The following is a 17,751-nucleotide window of genomic DNA, read 5'->3' as shown; positions in this document are numbered from 1 at the left end:
GCGCTCACCGTGAGGGGGAGTTCAGAGTTGCGGGAGGTAGCGTCGCATCTCGTAGTCGCTGATATGGCGATGGTAGCGCTGCCACTCGATCTTCTTGTTCTGCACCAGCTTATCGAACAGGTCATCGCCCAGGCAGCCGCGCACCAATTCGCTGCCCTCCATCCTGCGCACGGCGTCGAGCAGGTTGTCCGGCAGCCGCTCGATACCCCGGCGCTCGAGTTCGGCGGCGCTCACTTTACCCAGATCGTCCTCCACCGGGTCCGGCAGCTCGTAGCCCCTGTCCACGCCTTCCAACCCGGCGGCCAGCATCACGGCATAGGCCAGGTACGGGTTGCAGGCTGGATCGGGCAGGCGAAACTCACAGCGCACGGACTGGGCTTTTTCCGGATGGCAGGGGGGAACGCGGACCATGCTGTTACGGTTCCTCACCGCCCAGGTGTTGTGAATCGGCGAGTCGTAGCCGGCCACGAACCGCTTGTAGGAGTTGACCCACTGGTTGGTGATCGCCACGATTTCCGGGGCGTGGTGCAGCAGTCCGGCGATAAAAGCCTTGGCCAACTGCGAGAGCCGGTTCTCGTCGGCCGGGTCGTAAAACAGGTTGCTCTCCCCGTCGAACAGGGACTGATGGACATGCATTCCGCTGCCGTCATGCTCGGCCAGCGGCTTGGGCATGAAGGTGGCGTAGACCCCGTTCTGCAACGCCACTTCCTTGACCACCAGGCGGTAGGTCATGGTGTTGTCGGCCATGCTCAGGGCGTCCTCGTGACGCAGGTCGATCTCGTGCTGGCTGGGCGCGATCTCGTGGTGGCTGCTCTCGACCGGCACACCCATGCTCTCCAGGGTCAGCACCGTGTCGCGGCGGAAATCACTGGCCACGTCCAGGGGTGTCAGGTCGAAATAGCCTCCCTGGTCCAGTCCAACAGGCGAAGCCGAGTTATCCTTGAAGTAGAAAAACTCCAACTCGGCGCCCACGTAATAGGTGTAGCCGATCATGCTGGCGCGGGTAAGGTTGCGCTTGAGCACCTGGCGCGGATCGGCCGAGTACGGCTCGCCGTCCGGGTGGAAGATGTCGCAGAACATCCGGGCAACCGAGTTGCCCTCGCTCGCCGGACGCCAGGGCAGGATGCAGAATGTTTCCGGGTCGGGCATGGCGATCATGTCGCTTTCGTCCATCCGGCTGAACCCCTGGATCGAGCTGCCGTCGAAACTCTTGCCGCTCTCCAGCGTTTCCTCCAGCGCCTCGACCGTGATCGCGAAACTCTTGAGGAAGCCCAGCATGTCGGTAAACCACAGCCTGATAAACTTGACCCCGTGGTCGCGGGCCATCTTCAGTACGTATTCCCTGCTGTTCTCGCTCATCTCACTCCCCCGGATTCATTTCCGGCTGCCGTCGGGGTGCGGACTGCCCGTCCCCGCTGTCAGAAAAATACCCGGCCGCGAAAGCGCGGGCCTCTTCGAAGATGCTGCTGGGACGGCCGCGGCTGTCGAGTTCCAGCACGATCATCCCGCCGAACCGCTCCGCTTCCAGCAGCGCGCGGAAGCGCTGCCAGTCCACCGAGCCCGTGCCGGGCACCAGATGCAGGTCCATGTGCATGCCCCAGATATTGTCGTTCATATGTACGCTGAAAACACGGTCCAGGCACTGTTCCAGGTCCCGCGAGGGATCGCCGTTATTGAACACCACATGGCCGGTGTCCAGGCAGATCCCCAGGTTGTCCCGTCCGCTGCCGTTGACGAATTCGTAGAGCTCATCCACTGCCCGCCCCCAGCGGCGGACGCGATGGGCCGGCATGTTCTCGATAGCGATCAGTTGTCCCTTGCCGGCGGCGATATCCGCCAGCCGCATCAGGGACTCGCCCGTACGCTCCACCATCGCCCGGAACGCGTCGTCCGAGTTATCGGTCCCGCTGGTGACCGGGTGGACAACCAGGGTGGACGCGCCCAGCAGTTCGGCCTGCTCCATCGAGCGCACAACCAGTTTTTCCCAGACATCCATTCGGCGCGGGGAGTCGTTGTCGTGGTCGAGAGTGAACGGGGCGTGAATCGACAGGACCCGCAGGCCCAGTTTTTGGCACAGCGCGGCCGTGGCGTTGACGTCTTCGTTCTCGTTGCGCGGGTCGAGGTGCCTGATATTACCCCAGATTTCAACGTTGCGGAAGCCCCCCAGGGCGATCCGGCGCAGAGATTCCTCCAGAGGGTAGTTGAGAAAATTGGTTGTGGAATAGGCCAGCTTCCTGCCCCCCAGAACCTCGTCGATCCATTCCCTGTTGCGGGCCTCTGTCTGCGCCGTCACTGTTTCAACTCCCTGTTTCCTGAGATAATCCGGCCTTGCTGTCCCAATCGACAATCCGTTTCACCGCCGTGGTGTGCCGCTCCATGTCAAGGTCCAACCGGCCTTCCTCACCGGTGGGATAACCCATCCTGCGAGCCAGGAACAGGAACTCCTCGCTCTCGGCGTCCGGCACCACCAGATCCCGCGCATTGCCCCGCAGAATCCTCAGGGCGTTAATCAGGCAACGCAGGAAATCATGGGCGCCGCGAAGGTCGGCGTAATCTCCATCGGAGATATACCCGCCTGCGTGCAGGGCCTGCAGCGCCTTGCGGGTAGAGTTCCGCCGCACCGACGGGTCGCCGGCGCCGTGGTCAATCTGCAGGTGCTGGACGTGGTACTCGACATCCACCAGACCGCCGTCGCTGAACTTGGCGTTCAGTCTCCCTCCGGCGGCGTACTCCTCCTGCTGTTTGCGGTGCAGCCGCGCAAGCTCGCCGAAATTCAACGGTTTGCCGCTGTAGACAAACTTGTCTCGCACCTCGCATACTTTGTTACCCAGATCCTCGCCCCCGGCAATCGGCCTGAGCCTGACCAGGCACTGGCGTTCGAAATCCCACGCCGGTCCGTCGTCGGAATAATATTCCTCGATCTGGTTAAGCGTGTTGCACAGCGGTCCCTGGTTACCGTAAGGCCGGAACCGGAGGTCGAGCTCGAAAATGCCCTGTCGTTTGGCCCGGATGGTTTTGATTATGGCCTTGGCCAGTTTCTCGAAATATTCGCTGTTGTCGACAACCTCCGGGCCCCTGGTCGTGCCCGGACCCGAATTGACAAACAGCACCTCGATATCCGATGCGTAACCCAGTTCCCGCCCCCCGGCCTTGCCCAGGGCGAAGACGGCGAAGCTGCACAATTCCCCTTCCCCGGTCTGCGGCGGGCCGAAACGAGCCCTGAGATTACTGTCGGCGATCCGGTAGGCCTGCTCGATCACTATTTCCACCAGATCTGTCAGCTCGCGGCTGAACTCGCTGAAATCGGTAATCCGGTCGAGGATGTGCCGCATGTCGATCCGGAACATTTCGCGGTCCTTGAAGCTGTTCAGCCGCTCGACCGCGTCCTCGAACGAGGAGGCGTCCAGCAACTCCAGTTCGCACTCGGACCACATGTCCGCCTTGTCCTTGTAATTTTCCAGGGAATCGAGGTCCTGGAAGACGGGCAGCAGGTTTTCATACTGCAGGCGGAGGAAATCTTCCCAGAGGAAATTGCTGGTGCCGAACAGCCGGGCCATGGCTTCGAGCACCGGCTGGTCGGCCAGGTCGAGCATGCGCCAGCCCTCGGCGTCTCCCCTCTCATGGTCGTCCCAGATCCGCTCCACCAGCTGTTCGAAATTTTTCAGGGCCATCGCCGGGTCGGGACTGGCCACCAGCAGGTGGCTGAACTGCTTGACCAGCACGACAATAAACCGCAACTCATCGATCCGTTCCGCTTTATCGATCCGGCGGCCCTGGCTGTCGGTGATCAGGAAACGGTCGCGGACTTTACCCCTGCTGGTGCCGATCGTGATCCGATGGATATCGACTCCCCGCCTGGCCAGTGCATTGGTAAACAGGAACAGGAAGGCGGGCGTGTCCTCCGCCTCGATATCCATCGCCGTGTAGCGTTTCGATGATTCATTGTCGAAATAGACCCGGACCGGCAGCAGCGCCTGATCGTCCACGCGGCAGTTGCCACCGAGGTACTCGATCACCCTGCGCCCGACCTTGGCGCGGGCCTCCTCCTCCTTGCCGCGCAGCAGAAGCTGGACCAGCCTGTCGAGATTCCGCTCCAGTTCCTCCCAGTCAGGTTCTGCGCCGGTGGCGCGCACGGTGAACACATCGACAATCTTTTTGCGCTCCAGCGAATCGGCGGGCGAAACCGAGTCGCCAGCGGACTGGGAACGGGGAATCCAGCGGCGCAGACGGAAATCGTACTTCATCCGTGCCTTGCCCCTGTCCTGCTGCTCCGGTTCCGGCTCTTCCTCCCAGGTCCAGACCTGCCCCCGCTCGATACTGAGTCCCGCGCTGGCGAGGCTGCCGGCGATAAACGAAAACAGCCCCTGGTGGTCGAACGCAACCACAGTCAGCTGCCAGAGGCCCGGCTCGAGTTCCCTGCGGGATATCCCGCAGCTTCTGCCCGGACCGAGCGCGGACATCACTTTGAGATGCCCGGCGATCTCGTTTTCGGTACAGGTGGCGAAATACTGCTCGTCCATCCGGCGCAGGTGAATTTCGATCAGCCTGGTTTCAAGTTCACCATCAAGCGCCCTGAGTCTCTGCACCAGCCGCCCGTCGATTTTTCTTTTTTTGGATCCCTCGCCGTTCACGCTTACCGCCGGAAACGTGTTATCCCCTCAAAGGTCTTAACCACTCAAGACTAATATAATAAAAGGGGCCGGGGGTGAATTACAATCTAAAAAGGCCTGAGCAAAGAAAGCCGCCGGCTGAATTTCACTCCTGCCGGCGGCCCGTATCGAGATACCAGGATCCATCCTGATCAGATATCGTAGTAGAGAAAAAACTCGTATGGATGAGGCCTGAGCGCCATTTCCTGAACTTCATTCGTCATCTTATAGTCGATCCAGGTCTCGATAACGTCCTCGGTAAACACGTTGCCCTTGAGCAGGTACTCGTGGTCATCGGAGAGGGCGTTGAGCGCCGCTTCCAGCGAACCGGGCGTGGTCGGCACCTTGGCCAGCTCCTCGGGCGGCAGGTCGTAGATATTCTTGTCCAGCGGGTCGCCCGGATCGACCTTGTTCTGAATCCCGTCCAGCGCGGCCATCAGCAGAGCCGAGAACGCGAGGTAGGGGTTGCAACTGGGATCGGGGCAGCGGAACTCGAGCCGCTTGGCCTTGGGCGAGTTGCTGTACATCGGCAGGCGGACCGCTGCGCTGCGGTTACGCGAGCTGTAGGCCAGGTTCACAGGCGCCTCGAAACCCGGCACCAGGCGCTTGTAGCTGTTGGTAGTCGGGTTGGTGAAAGCGAGGATACTGGCCGCGTGCTTGAGGATACCGCCGATAGCCCACATCGCCATCTCGCTCATCCCGCCGTAGCCGTCGCCGGCGAACAACGGAGTATCGCCTTTCCAGATCGAGAGGTGGATGTGCATCCCGCTGCCGTTGTCGGCAAAGATGGGCTTGGGCATGAACGTGGCAGTCTTGCCGTGCTTGCGCGCGACATTCTTGACGATGTATTTGTACAAGAGCAGACTGTCGGCGCATTTGACCAACGGCATGAACCGCATGTCGATCTCGGCCTGCCCGGCGGTGGCCACTTCGTGGTGCTGGCATTCGATATCGATGCCGCAATCCATCATCGTCAGCATCATCTCGGTCCTGATATCCTGCTGAGAATCGGTCGGCGGAACCGGGAAATAGCCTTCCTTGTGGCGGGGCTTGTAGCCCAGGTTCGGGCCCTCGTCGCGCCCGCTGTTCCACACTCCCTCGACCGAATCCAGGAAATAATACCCGGAGTGGGGGGTCTGGTCGAAACGGATGTCGTCGAAAATGAAGAACTCGGCCTCGGGTCCGAAGTACGCCGTGTCGCCGATCCCCGTGGTCTTCATGTACTTGACCGCTTTCTTGCCGATATGGCGCGGGTCGCGGGAGTAGTCCTCGCCGGTAACCGGATCGCAGATGTCGCAGATGATCACGAGCGTGGTGTGTTCCATGAACGGATCGATAAACGCCGTGGCCGCGTCGGGCCGCACGATCATATCGCTCTCGTTGATTTCCTGCCAGCCGCGGATACTGGAGCCGTCGAAACCCAGTCCCTCCTCGAACGTATCCTCGCTCAACTCACTCGCCGGAATCGAGAAGTGCTGCCACAGGCCCGGAAAATCCATGAATCGCACGTCGACTACCTTTACGTCTTTTTCCTTAATGAGTTGTAGTACTTCCTTCGGTCCCACTTAGGTCCTCCTGTGGATATTTTGGTTGCTTGACTGCTCTTCCGCGCAGTTACGGGAGCCGAACAACTTTGAATACGATAAACTCGTGGCTGAAAAATAATGAGGAAATGTTTCAGAAAGATTTCAGAAAGATTAAATGAGGATTAATAAGGCGGGGATTACCCGATAAAGCGGTAGCCCACACCCCGCACGGTCTGGATATACTGCCGGCCTCTCTGTTCGATCTTGGCCCTGATCCGCCTGATATGGACGTCCACCGTGCGCGCCCCGCCGTAGTAATCTTCGCCCCAGACACGGCTGAGCAGTTCGCGCCGGGAATGGACACGTCTGCGGTGGGTAGCCAGATAGCGCAGGAGTTCGTATTCCTTGAATGTCAAATCCACTGGCGAGCCGTCAAGGGTCACTTCGTAGGTGGCCAGATTGATCACCAGTTCATCCGCGGTCACCCGGTTTGACGGGTCCACTTTGAACAGCCGCCAGCTTATCATCCGCAGGCGCGCAGTCAGTTCAACTGACGTGAACGGCGTGACCAGGATTTCGTCAGCCAGCCGGCAGTAGTCGAACTTTTCCAGAGCCTTGTCGGAGGTGATTACCAGCCTGGGCACGGATTTCAGCAGGTCGTCGTCACTCAGGGTGACAGCCAGCTTTTCCAGCCCGCGCACGCGCGCGGCCACCAGCAGGAACAGATCGACCTGCTCGATTTCCCTCAGCGACTTGCCGTCGGTTGCGGTGGGATGCAGAACTTCATAGTCCAGGCCATCGAGCGCCGCGCGAACCTCGCCCGCCAGCTCGTTTTCTCCCTGGGCCACCAGCACCATCAGTTTGCGCATCGTGTACCAACAACCAATAAGAATTGGAAAAACCGGCGAAGGCCGGACAGCAAAAGCGCAGAAAAAATAAATTTAGTTTGCAAAAGGTTTTCAGGCAAGATACAAGATTTCAGGCTGCCGGGCCGGTGAGATCTTCGAGGGCCTGTGAGAACGCCTCCAATGCCTCGTCGTCGAACAGGCAGAAAACAACCTCGCGAAGGCTGTGTTCGCCCGTGCGAAGATAGGAGATTGCGGCTTCCAACATGGTGCGGGCGCAGAAATCGAGCGGGATACCGAAGATGCCGCTGCTGACCGCAGGAAGGGCGATCGATTCCAGCTCGTTGCTCTCGGCAAGCTCCAGGCTGGAGCGGGTTGCCCCGGCCAGTTTACGGCCCTCGTCGCCTTCCCCCTGACGAGGGCCAACCGCGTGGATTACGTAGCGCGCCCGCAGGTTGCCGCCACCGGTGATCGCAGCCGTGCCGACCGGTGTGCCGCCGATCTTGTCGCATTCGCGCTGGATAGATTCCCCGCCCGCGCGCAGGATCGCTCCCGCCACGCCGCCTCCCATCCGCAGTGCGCTGTTGGCCGCGTTGACAATCGCATCGGACCCGCTTTGGGTAATATCGCCTTTCAGCAATCCGATCTTCGTTTTTCCGGCCAGGAAGCTGTCCATCGCAGGATTTCCTCCGTAAAACGCCACCGGCTGGAACCAGGAACCGGCTGTGGTGTAACAAGATTCGAGAAGGCGCTGCGGCGAACTGCTCAATCGGCTTGCCTGAACTGATATCAGCAAATATAACCGGCGGCTGATTCAGAGTCAAAACGCCCCCAACGGGCCGGCTCGTTTCTTGCTTTTTGCTTACTCCCCCCTTATTTTTCCCGCGAACGACGTTTGTATTTTTCCACGGGGATTATGTGCGTCCTGTTTTCAGATTCTGCTCTCTTACAACACAGCTAACAACCGCTCTGTGCCTTATTCTGTGCGGTTCTGCTCTCCGGGCAGCGGAGCCGGTCAGTTCGCGCCTCAGCCCCGGTCTGTATTCGGCCTTAACAGAGGGCGGCGGCTCGGAAACCCTCGAGGTGATCGTCTATATCGACGACTGGCTGGAACTGGCCGCGCTGGACAACGGCCTCAGGCTCGCCTCAGCGGACAAGAAGAAACGCCACAGCGAGGTCGTCGGCGCGATGCTGGCCGTCACCAGCGAGTCCCAGGCGCAGGTTATCGAGCTGCTGGAACAGGCCATCGCGGCCGGGGCGGTCGATTCCTACAAGTCTTTCTGGGTCAATAACTCAATCGCCGTAACAGGCCGGGCCTCTTTTATCGCGGATTTATCGGCTCGTGAGGAGGTCGAATATATCACCTTCGACCGGCTGCACGTCCGCAGGGACATCGTGGAAAAGTCGCTCGGGATCGCCGCGGTGCCCCATCCCGACACTCTCCGCGCCCAGAGCTACCCGATCCGCACCCTCCAGCTTAACAATCTGTGGAACAGAGGCCTGACCGGCAAGGGAATCCTCGTCTGCGCGATCGGCTCCGGGATTGACGGGAGCCACCCGATGCTGAGCGCAAAGTGGCGCGGCAATAACGACGGCACCTCGGCCGAAAGCTGGTTCGACCCGGTGGACGGCAGCACGTTCCCGATCGATGACGAGTTCAACACGCCATCGCACGGCACGGGTGTGATGGGGATCATGGTGGGCGGCGAGCGCAGCCTCGGCGTGGCGTTCGACGCCCAGTGGATCGGTGCGAAAATATTCGACAACCAGAACCTCAGCGACGAGGGCGCATCCACAACCAAGGACAGCTGGCTGATCTCCGCGTTCCAGTGGGCGCTGGACCCCGACGGCAACCCGGAGACCGTGGTCGATGTGCCCGACGTGATCAACAACAGCTATGGTACCACCGGCGAGTACAACGAGGATGTCTGCCGCCAGGTGATCTGGCGCATGATCGACCGGGTAGAGGCCGCCGGAACGGTGGTGATCTGGAGCGCCGGCAACGAGGGCCCCGACCCCTGGACCACCGGCAGTCCCGCCAGCCGCACGGAAAGCCCGGTCAACGTGTTCGCGGTCGGATCGGTGGACTCACTCAACCGGATTTCTTCTTTCAGCAGCCGCGGACCCAGCGCCTGCGACTCGTTCAGTGTCAAACCCACGGTCTGCGCGCCGGGCGAGCGGGTGGCGACCATAGTCTCCAGCAAGTACGGGTTCAGCTACCAGAAAATCAACGGCACCAGTTTCTCGGCCCCCTACGTTTCCGGACTCGTGGCCCTGATCCGCCAGGCCAACCCCAGGCTTACTCCCGATGAGATAAAATACCTGCTCATCGACAGCGCGGTTGATTACGGGCTGGAAGGACCGGATTTCGCCTACGGCTACGGCGTGGTCGACCCGGTCGCCCTGTTCGCCAACCTGCCCCTGCCCAACGAGCCGATCCTCTACAGCAAGCGGATCCGGATCGACGACAGCGAGGGCGGCAACGGCAACGGGTACCTCGAACAGGGCGAACGGATCAGGCTGGTGGTGCCGGTGTTCAACTCCGGGACCACGATTACCGATGTATTCGGAGAACTGCGCACCAATTCCCCCGGCGTGATCTTACGCAACACAACGGCCGCTTTCGGCGATATCGCCCGGTTCGGCGGGTCCGACAACAGCTCCGATCCGTTCGTACTCGATATCGAACCCACGGCCGAGGCGGGCGGGCAGCTCGTCCTGCTGCTCGACCTGACAGGCTCCGGCGGCCAGCACGAGCAGACCCTTCAGCTTACCCTGCCGATCGCCCCGGCGGTCCAGGGTCTGGTCAGCCACGATGCGGGAAGTTTCCTGTTCAGCCTGACCAACTACGGCCAGTTCGGCGGCGGTATCGGCCGCAACAACGCGGGGCAGGGACTGCGCTATCCGCAGGACGCCGGGTATACGATCCTGCACCGCGGCGCGCTGCTGGTGGGCACCAGCTCGCTGAAAGTTTCCGATGGGGTGGCCGGCGAGGACTGGTCTCCGGCTCCGGGCGGCCCGATCCAGCTTATCGAAAACTCCCCGCGCGCCGACCAGATGACTGTCGGCTATACCGCGGAGAAAAGCTCCGGGACGATCAACGCGATCGGGATCAAGCTCAAGCAGACCACGATGGCCTGGCGCAACGCCCCGGACGACGATTTCGTGATCATGGAGTACGAGGTGCTCAACCCGCATCCGGCGACAATCAACAATCTCTATGTGGGCCTTTACGCCGACTGGGATATCCCGGATTCGATCCCCACCCGCAACGCCGTAAAATGGGACGAGAGCCTGAGCCTGAGTTACGTCTACAACCCGCAGGAAAGCACCTTCCCGACTGGCGGACTGGCGCTGGTCAGCGGCCACAGGGTCAGCGGAGCCAGGGCGGTGCTCAACTGGCGCTATGTCCACTCCGGCTACAGCGACAACGTGTTCTTCGCATTCATGAGCGGCGGCACATCCCACGCGGCCAGCGATTCCCTGGACGACTGGTCGACCGTGCTGGCCAGCGGTCCGCACTCTCTGGCCGCCGGCGATACCCTGCGGCTGGCCTGGGCGGTGGTTGTGGGGGACGACGAAGCCGACCTGCTGGCGAACACCCGGGCCGCCCATGCAAAGTACAGCGGCAGCCTGGCGCTGGCAGGGCGGGAATACAGCCCCGCATCCGTCCCCGGCCTGCCGCGCGGGTTCAGTCTGGCCCAGAACTCACCGAACCCGTTCAACCCCGGCACCTCGATATCCTATCTCGTGCCCGCTGATTCCGAACCGGCGAGGGTGCGGCTGACGATTTACGACCTTCGCGGACGGACCGTTGAAGTGCTGGTCGACCGGGTGCAGGGCAGCGGGGCCTACACGGTGACCTGGGACGGCACCGACCTCCACGGGCGGCAGGTTGCCAGCGGCGTGTACTTCTACCGCCTGCGGGCGGGTGAGTTCACGGCCACCAGGAAGATGGTGCTGCTCAAATGACCGGACGCTGTCTCAGATCCTGCTTATTATCGGCGCTCCTGGTTGTCGCCGCCGGGCTGGTTTCCTGCAGTGACGGCTCGACCTCGCCCGAAACCGGCGACCGGGTAGTGGACGCTTTGCCGCTGGCGTTGGGCAACCGCTGGGAGTACGCGCTGGAGCAGAGCATTTTCGTCCAGGAAGACACGACCCTGCCGGCGTTTGAAGCCTTCTCCACGGGAAGGCAGATCGTGACGATCAACCGCACGGAGAATATCGGCGGACTCGAGGCGTTCGCCCTGAAGTTTGACCACGTGATGGGTTTCGTTTTCCGCGCGGGAGCCGATACCGTGCTGGAGCGGCGCTACCTGGCGCCGACCCCGGACGGCAAGGTGCTGCTCAAAGCCGACGAGGCGGTCTACAATCCCACTGGCGGGTTCATACCCTTCTCTCACAATGAGAGTGGGACTCGGCTGGGAACGATGATCGAGATCGGGGGCAAAGAAAGGTTCATTTCCCTGAACAAGCTGGCTTACCTGATCGCCGATCCCCGCGGCTCGATCCTGCCGCGCGCGGATCGTGACGGGAGCCTGTTGGCCAGCGACGGGATCCAGAATAACGAAAACGCGATCTTCTATGAAAACGAATACATCTTCCTGTTCAACGAGCTGTACAAGGGGCTTAAGTGGGTTTCACTGGCGGCTGGCGGAGTCGGCGGGGTCGACATATCGCAACGGGTGTCGAATATCCTGCCGGAGCTTGACGGGTACGACGGGCCGATCGCCGAGATAGAGGAAACGAACACACTGGTGGGAGCAGCAGCCAGCGAATTCTACGTCCAGCGTTTCTATTACAAAGGAGGGGTCGGTTTGATCAGGGCGGAAATCTCGGACCCCGAATTTCTGATCATCGCCCAGTTCCCGGACGGGAGTATCGAGTTCATCGGGATCGGCACCTGGACCTTTATCAAGACCTTGACCAGCTACAGTCTGCGCTGAGCGGGGCTGAAACGGAAAGGGCCGGCACAAAGAGCCGGCCTTTTTTTATTCCTGCCGGTCTTGCCCACTTTCAGCGCTTGTACCCGATCTTGCGCAGGAACTCACGGCGCACCGCCTGGTCGTCTTCGGTTTCCACTCCCGCCGGCGAGACGCCGTCCACCACCCCCACCACACCGCGCCCCTGCTCCCGCTCGACCACGATCACCTCCAGGGGGTTGGCTGTCGCGCAGAAAACCCGGCAGACCTCGGGGCAGTTTTTGATCTGGTTGAGTACGTTGATCGGGAACCCGTCGCGCAGCAGCACCACGAACACGTGGCCGGCGGCGATCGCCTGGGCATTGGCCACCGCCGTGTCGATCAGTTCCCTGTCGTTGCCGTCCCAGCGCACAAGCCGGTCCTGACTGGCCTCGCAGAAAGCGATCCCGAACTTGAGCGAGATGCCGCTGGTCGCCAGGACCTCGTACAGGTCCTCGACTGTCTTGATAAAGTGGCTCTGGCCGATAACGACGTTGGTGCCTTCCGGAATCCGGATTTTGACCGAACTGAGAGTCATCCCCTACCTCCCTGCCGTGGGGTTGTCCGCTTCACCGGACACGGCCGCCGCGCTTTCCGGGTCGGAATACCCGTTCGCCTTGCGCAGCCTGCCCCTTCTCTGGTGACGATGGTGAGTTTTGATATAACGAGTGACGATAACGCTGTAACTGAACATCGAGATTACGAGGAATCCCACCACCACGGCCTGCAGCGGCAGAATAAACCTGCTGCTCAGCGACAGGGTATATGCCGTGATCAGCAGGGCCAGGAAAAACGAGTAGAGCTTACCCCAGAGGTTGGATGGAAAGACGATCTTGTAGCGGCGGATCAGGGTGGCCCCCCCGCCGACTATCACCACGTCGCGGACCAGCATCAGCGCGAACAGCCACACCGGAAAACCACGCAGCAGGATCAGGAACACCGCCACGCCGATCATGAATATTTTGTCCGCCAGCGGGTCGATAATCTTGCCGAAGCTGGAAATCGTTCCACGCCAGCGCGCGATCCAGCCGTCGAGGATATCCGTAAGCCCGGCGAAAACCATCAGCCCCAGCGCCCAGCGGTCCGCCAGCGGAGTCTTCTTCATCAACAGGAAAAAAATCGCGGGCAGCAGCAGTACCCTGAGCAGGGACAGAAAATTGGAGAGGGTAAGGACATTCAGTTCCCTGATCCTGGTGTACGGGATCGGCACTTTCTTGTCCGTCATGTTCCTCATCGGCTCGTACCGATTCCTTTCCCAGCACTCTCCAGGATTTGAACTGCATGCGCCAGCGAGGTCGCACTGCCGCTGTCCCCGCCAAGCATGCGGGCAATCTCCCCGGGGCGGTCGCCGTTGTTCAATATCCTGACCCGCGTTTCGGTCCGCTCACCCTCGGCAGCCTTCTCCACTACGAGGTGGGTATCCGCCAAGGCGGCGATACTTGCCAGGTGAGTGATTACCAGGACCTGACTGCGGCGGGCGATCTCAGCCAGGTAAGCGCCCACCATCCCGCCCACCTTGCCGCCGATTCCGGCGTCGACTTCATCGAAAATCATGGTCGAGGGTTCTTCGACCTCGGCCAGGGTGCTTTTGATCGCCAGCATGATCCGGCTCAGTTCGCCGCCGCTGGCGACTTCCGCCAGCGGCATCAACGGCACGCCGGGGTTTGTCGAAAGCAGAAAAGTAACCCTGTCGTTACCGGTGGTCAAGTAATCGCCGGTGTCTCCGTCCTCCGTGACAGGCTGAAACCCGGCCTCGAACCGGCCGCCGGCCATACCCAGACCGCCGAGGCGCGCAGTGACTTCGCGCTCCAGACCCCGGGCCGAGCGCCGCCGCTCATCGCTCAGCTTGCCTGCTAGCTCGCGAAGGTTGTCCCGGAGCCGGGCGCGCTCGGTTTCAAGAGACTCCAACTCGCTTTCGCCGCGTTCGGCCCCGGCGAGTTCTTCCCGCAGGCGATCCGCCGTGGCCAGCACATCGGCCACCTCAGGACCATACTTTTTCTTGAGCCTGTAGTATTCATCCAGGCGGGCGCGGATTTCCTCCAGCCGCGAGGGGTTCTGCTCGACCCTCTGTTCGAGCTCCCGCAGACCGGCAGTCACTTCGTCCAGGGCAAACCTGGCCGAGTCGTACTGCTCGAGCAGCGGTCCGGCCCTGCTCATCATCCCGGCCAGCTCCTCGAGCCCCTTGCGCTGCGCGCCAAGCTCTCCGATCAGGCTGGACCCGGCTGCCGAGGGGTCGCCCTCCAGGGCCGCCAGCAGACGGGAGAGTTCCTCGATTATCTTCTCCGCATTCTCCAGGACCTTGAGTTCTTCCTCGTGTCCGGCCTCCTGCTCCGCGCTGATCCCGGCTTGCTCGATCTCCTCGAGCTGGAAGCGTGAGAGTTCCCGTTCCCGCTCACCCTGCTCGAGTTTCCGGCGAATCTGCTCTGCCTGCCGGTCAATTTTGCGGTAGCGGGCCAGCCGGGATGCGAACTCATGGCGGCTTGCGGCCAGCCCGGCGAAACTGTCGAGCAGTTCGAGCTGGTGAGTTCCCCGGGCGAGTAACTGGTGTTCCTGCTGGCCGTGCACCTGGATCAGGCGCTCGGCCAGAGAACGCAGCAGGGGCAGGTTGGCCAGCGCGCCGTTGACAAAGCAGCGGCTGCGCCCGGTGGCGGCGTTGAGCTCGCGGCGGACAATCAGCTCCTCACCCGGATCGTCTTCCAGCAGGCCCTCACCGACAAGCTCGCCGCGCAGATCGCAGTCCAGGTAAAACAAGCCCTCGACCACCGCTCTATCCGCGCCGGTGCGGATCATTCCGCCGCTCACATCGCCGCCGAGGAGCATTTCCACCGCTCCGAGCAGGATAGATTTACCAGCGCCGGTTTCGCCGGAGATCACGTTGAGGTGGTCGCCGAATTCGATATCGACCCGGCCGAAGAGGATGAAGTCCGTTACGCGTAACAGGCTCAGCATCGTGGTTCAGGCCCTTCAGTGTCGATTTCTTTCCCTCTCCCCCCATTTGAGCTTGCTGCGCAGGAGTGAGAAGAATGATCCTTCGAAAGATTTGACCAGCAGGGTAACATCGGCCGAGCGCGTGACACGCACCACGTCCTCTTCGCGGACACTTACGCCAAGCTGGCCGTCCACGGTGAGCAGCACGTCCTGGTGCGAGGAGCGCTCGCAGAGAGTGACGGGATATTCCGCGGGGACGACAAACGGGCGCACGGCCAGAGTGTGGGGGCAGATTGGAGTGACCGCGATAGCGTTCATCAGCGGGAACAGGATCGGACCGGCCGCGGACAGCGAGTACGCCGTTGACCCGGTAGGGGTCGACACAATCACGCCATCGGCCGGGAACACGCCGACCAGGTCGTCTCCGGCCTTGATGTCGATCAGGATCGGCCGGGCCAGGGCGCCCTTGTGCAGGACAACGTCGTTAAGAGCGGTAAAACTGCGGGTCCCGCCGCCGGGACTGATTACTTCCGCGGCCAGCATCATCCGCTCCTCGACCTCGTAATCACCTGACATGACCCGCTCGAAATGCTCCGGAAATTCCTCGAGCGAGCTGGCCGTGAGGAAACCGAAATGGCCGAGATTCACGCTGAAAACCGGCACACGGGTCCCGACAGCCTGCCGGGCGGCCGCCAGCACCGTACCATCACCGCCCAATGCCAGGACCAGCGAGATATCCTCCGGCAAGCCCTTGTCGCTGTCGAGCACGGGCAGGTTACGCCCGGGCACAAACTCCGTCAACTCGCTGCCGATCCAGACGTCCACGCCCTTGTCGGCGAGGAAGTCCAGGCAGCGCTCCAGCTCGCGGCGGAGGTCCTTGTGGTAGATGTTAGCCTTTAACGCTATGTTCATTGACGCGCTCGGCTATCGCACTCTTGACGAAGGAATGGATTCCGGCGGGTGAAAGGCCCAGGCGGTCGAGAATTACATTGCGCCTGGCCTGTTTGATAAACCGGTCCGGGATCCCCAGATGGAAAATCCTGCTCCCAGGACGGAGACGTGAGGCCGCGTAGAGAGCTACCTGGGAACCAAATCCACCGGTCAGGAGATTTTCCTCCACGGTCACGATCGTCTCGAACTGGTCGAGCAGCTGATCCAGCATCTGCTCGTCGAGCGGCTTGATATAGCGGCAGTTGATTACAGCGGCCTTGATCCCGTCCTTGGCCAGCAGCTTACTGGCCCACATCGCCGGATAAACCATCGAGCCGGTAGCCAGCACGGCCACGTCGGCGCCGTCCTCCAGCATCTCCCACGTACCCACCGGAGCCTCGCGGAAGCGAAGGCTGCGGATCAGGCCCACGCCGCTGCCGCGCGGGTAGCGGATACTGAACGGCGCCTTGTCCTGGAGGAAGGCAGTGTAGAGCAGGTCGCGCAGTTCCACTTCGTCCTTGGGCGCGGTGACAATCATGTTGGGGATCATGCTCATGAAGCCGAGGTCGAACACACCGTTGTGAGTCGGGCCGTCATCGCCGACAATCCCGGCGCGGTCGAGGGCAAACACCACCGGCAGTTCCTGCAACGCCACGTCTATGATCGTCATGTCGAACGCGCGCTGGAGAAACGTAGAGTAGATCGCCACCAGCGGGCGCGCGCCCACCTTGGCCATTCCGGCGGCAAAAGTGACCGCGTGCTGCTCGGCGATACCAACGTCGAAGAAGCGGTCGGCGATCCGGTCGCGGAACAGGTCCAGACCGGTACCGTCGGGCATGGCGGCCGTGATCGCCAGGATGCGCGGGTTGTTCTCCGCCAGCTCGACCGCGGCGTCGCCGAAAAATCTGGAGTAGCTTGGTATCTGCGACGGTTTGCTGCGGCCGGTTTCGATATCGAACGCCGGAGTGCCGTGAAAACGGGTCGGGTTTTCCTCGGCATGCACGTAGCCCTTGCCCTTCTTGGTCAGCACGTGCAGCAGCACCGGCCCGTCGAGATCCTTGACCGACTGCAGGGTCGTTACCAACTCGCCGACATTATGCCCGTCCACCGGCCCGTAATAGCGGAATCCCAGCTCCTCGAACAGCATCCCGGGCAGAACCATGTTTTTAAGCGACTCCTCGAGCTTGTGGGCGAATCCGCGGACCTCTTCCTTGCCCACCGGCAGCTTGCCGGTCATGTCCCAGATTTCCTTTTTCAGCTTGTTATAACGCGGGTCGAGGATGATGTTGTTGAGGTAACGCGAGAACGCGCCGACATTCGGGGAAATCGACATCTGGTTGTCGTTGAGGATCACCAGGATATCGCGCCCGCTGGCGCCGGCGTTGTTCATTCCCTCGTAAGCCAGTCCGCCGGTCAGGGCGCCATCGCCGATCACGGCCACGACCCGGAAATTTTCCTTCGCCAGGTCGCGGGCGGAGGCATAACCGATAGCCGCGCTGATCGAGGTGCTGGCGTGCCCGGTGACATAGGCGTCGCACGGACTTTCCCCGGGGTCCGGGAACCCGCTGACTCCGCCCTCCTGGCGCAGCTTGCGGAACGCCTCGCGGCGGCCGGTGAGGATCTTGTGGACATAGCACTGGTGGCCGACATCCCAGACGATCTTGTCCGCCGGCAGGTCGTAAACGTGGTGCAGGGCGACAGTCAGTTCCGCCACGCCGAGATTTGGGGCCAGGTGGCCTCCGCAGGTGCAGACTACGCTGACTAGATACTCCCTGATCTCCTGGCAGAGCTCTTCGAGTTCTTCGACCTGGAGTCTCTTCACGTCGTCGGGACCATTTATTTTTTCAAGCCTGGGGCCCGGCCTGACGTCCAAAGCTGGCTCCTTTCATGATATTTCGTAAGCTGGCGTCCG

At 61.5% G+C, this 17,751-nt stretch carries 13 protein-coding genes; 2 read left to right on the top strand and 11 right to left on the bottom strand.

The window, feature by feature from the left end:
• Nucleotides 1-21: 21 nt before the first annotated feature.
• The 6 genes from glnA (FVQ81_00430) to FVQ81_00405 all read right to left on the bottom strand — a co-directional run bounded on the left by glnA (FVQ81_00430) (nt 22) and on the right by FVQ81_00405 (nt 7,696).
• A complete protein-coding gene (glnA, locus tag FVQ81_00430; protein MBW7995041.1) occupies nt 22-1,359 on the bottom strand; it encodes a type I glutamate--ammonia ligase in 1,338 nt (445 codons plus the stop codon).
• 1 nt (nt 1,360) lies between these two features.
• Entirely contained in the window at nt 1,361-2,347 is a 987-nt protein-coding gene (locus FVQ81_00425; protein MBW7995040.1) for a sugar phosphate isomerase/epimerase, read from the bottom strand.
• Nucleotides 2,298-4,631, bottom strand: a complete 2,334-nt coding sequence (locus FVQ81_00420; protein MBW7995039.1) for a hypothetical protein — start codon at nt 4,629-4,631, stop codon at nt 2,298-2,300. Before FVQ81_00420 ends, FVQ81_00425 begins: the two co-directional genes overlap by 50 nt.
• A gap of 170 nt (nt 4,632-4,801) precedes the next feature.
• Nucleotides 4,802-6,214, bottom strand: coding sequence for a type I glutamate--ammonia ligase (glnA, locus tag FVQ81_00415; protein ID MBW7995038.1), 1,413 nt, complete (start codon nt 6,212-6,214; stop codon nt 4,802-4,804).
• A gap of 158 nt (nt 6,215-6,372) precedes the next feature.
• Nucleotides 6,373-7,032 (bottom strand): response regulator transcription factor, encoded by a 660-nt coding sequence (locus FVQ81_00410; GenBank protein ID MBW7995037.1) that lies wholly within the window; start codon nt 7,030-7,032, stop codon nt 6,373-6,375.
• Between the two features lie 121 nt (nt 7,033-7,153).
• On the bottom strand, nt 7,154-7,696 hold the full coding sequence (locus tag FVQ81_00405) for a macro domain-containing protein (protein MBW7995036.1): 543 nt from the start codon (nt 7,694-7,696) through the stop codon (nt 7,154-7,156).
• Between the two features lie 407 nt (nt 7,697-8,103).
• On the opposite strand from FVQ81_00405, the gene FVQ81_00400 reads away from it, so the two are divergent.
• Both FVQ81_00400 and FVQ81_00395 read left to right on the top strand, forming a co-directional pair.
• Entirely contained in the window at nt 8,104-10,992 is a 2,889-nt protein-coding gene (locus FVQ81_00400; GenBank protein ID MBW7995035.1) for a S8 family serine peptidase, read from the top strand.
• Entirely contained in the window at nt 10,989-11,966 is a 978-nt protein-coding gene (locus FVQ81_00395) for a hypothetical protein (protein ID MBW7995034.1), read from the top strand. Before FVQ81_00400 ends, FVQ81_00395 begins: the two co-directional genes overlap by 4 nt.
• 70 nt (nt 11,967-12,036) lie before the next feature.
• On the opposite strand, the gene FVQ81_00390 is transcribed toward FVQ81_00395, so the two are convergent.
• From FVQ81_00390 to dxs, 5 genes are read right to left on the bottom strand one after another with little or no spacing between them, the layout of a single operon-like run.
• Nucleotides 12,037-12,519 (bottom strand): adenosine monophosphate-protein transferase, encoded by a 483-nt coding sequence (locus FVQ81_00390; GenBank protein ID MBW7995033.1) that lies wholly within the window; start codon nt 12,517-12,519, stop codon nt 12,037-12,039.
• Nucleotides 12,520-12,522: 3 nt separating this feature from the next.
• Entirely contained in the window at nt 12,523-13,215 is a 693-nt protein-coding gene (locus FVQ81_00385; GenBank protein MBW7995032.1) for a CDP-alcohol phosphatidyltransferase family protein, read from the bottom strand.
• Entirely contained in the window at nt 13,212-14,930 is a 1,719-nt protein-coding gene (gene recN, locus FVQ81_00380; GenBank protein MBW7995031.1) for a DNA repair protein RecN, read from the bottom strand. The genes FVQ81_00385 and recN overlap by 4 nt, the downstream gene beginning before the upstream one ends.
• Before the next feature lie 15 nt (nt 14,931-14,945).
• Nucleotides 14,946-15,821 carry an NAD(+)/NADH kinase gene (locus FVQ81_00375; GenBank protein MBW7995030.1) on the bottom strand — a complete coding sequence of 292 codons (876 nt, stop codon included), beginning with the start codon at nt 15,819-15,821 and terminating at the stop codon, nt 14,946-14,948.
• Nucleotides 15,799-17,712: a 1-deoxy-D-xylulose-5-phosphate synthase gene (dxs, locus tag FVQ81_00370; GenBank protein MBW7995029.1), complete on the bottom strand. Its 1,914-nt coding sequence runs from the start codon at nt 17,710-17,712 to the stop codon at nt 15,799-15,801. The genes FVQ81_00375 and dxs overlap by 23 nt, the downstream gene beginning before the upstream one ends.
• Between the last annotated feature and the right edge of the window lie 39 nt (nt 17,713-17,751).

This window comes from Candidatus Glassbacteria bacterium, assembly GCA_019456185.1.
Taxonomy (GTDB): domain Bacteria; phylum Gemmatimonadota; class Glassbacteria; order GWA2-58-10; family GWA2-58-10; genus JAJRTS01.
This window is presented reverse-complemented; position numbering and strand designations above follow the sequence as displayed.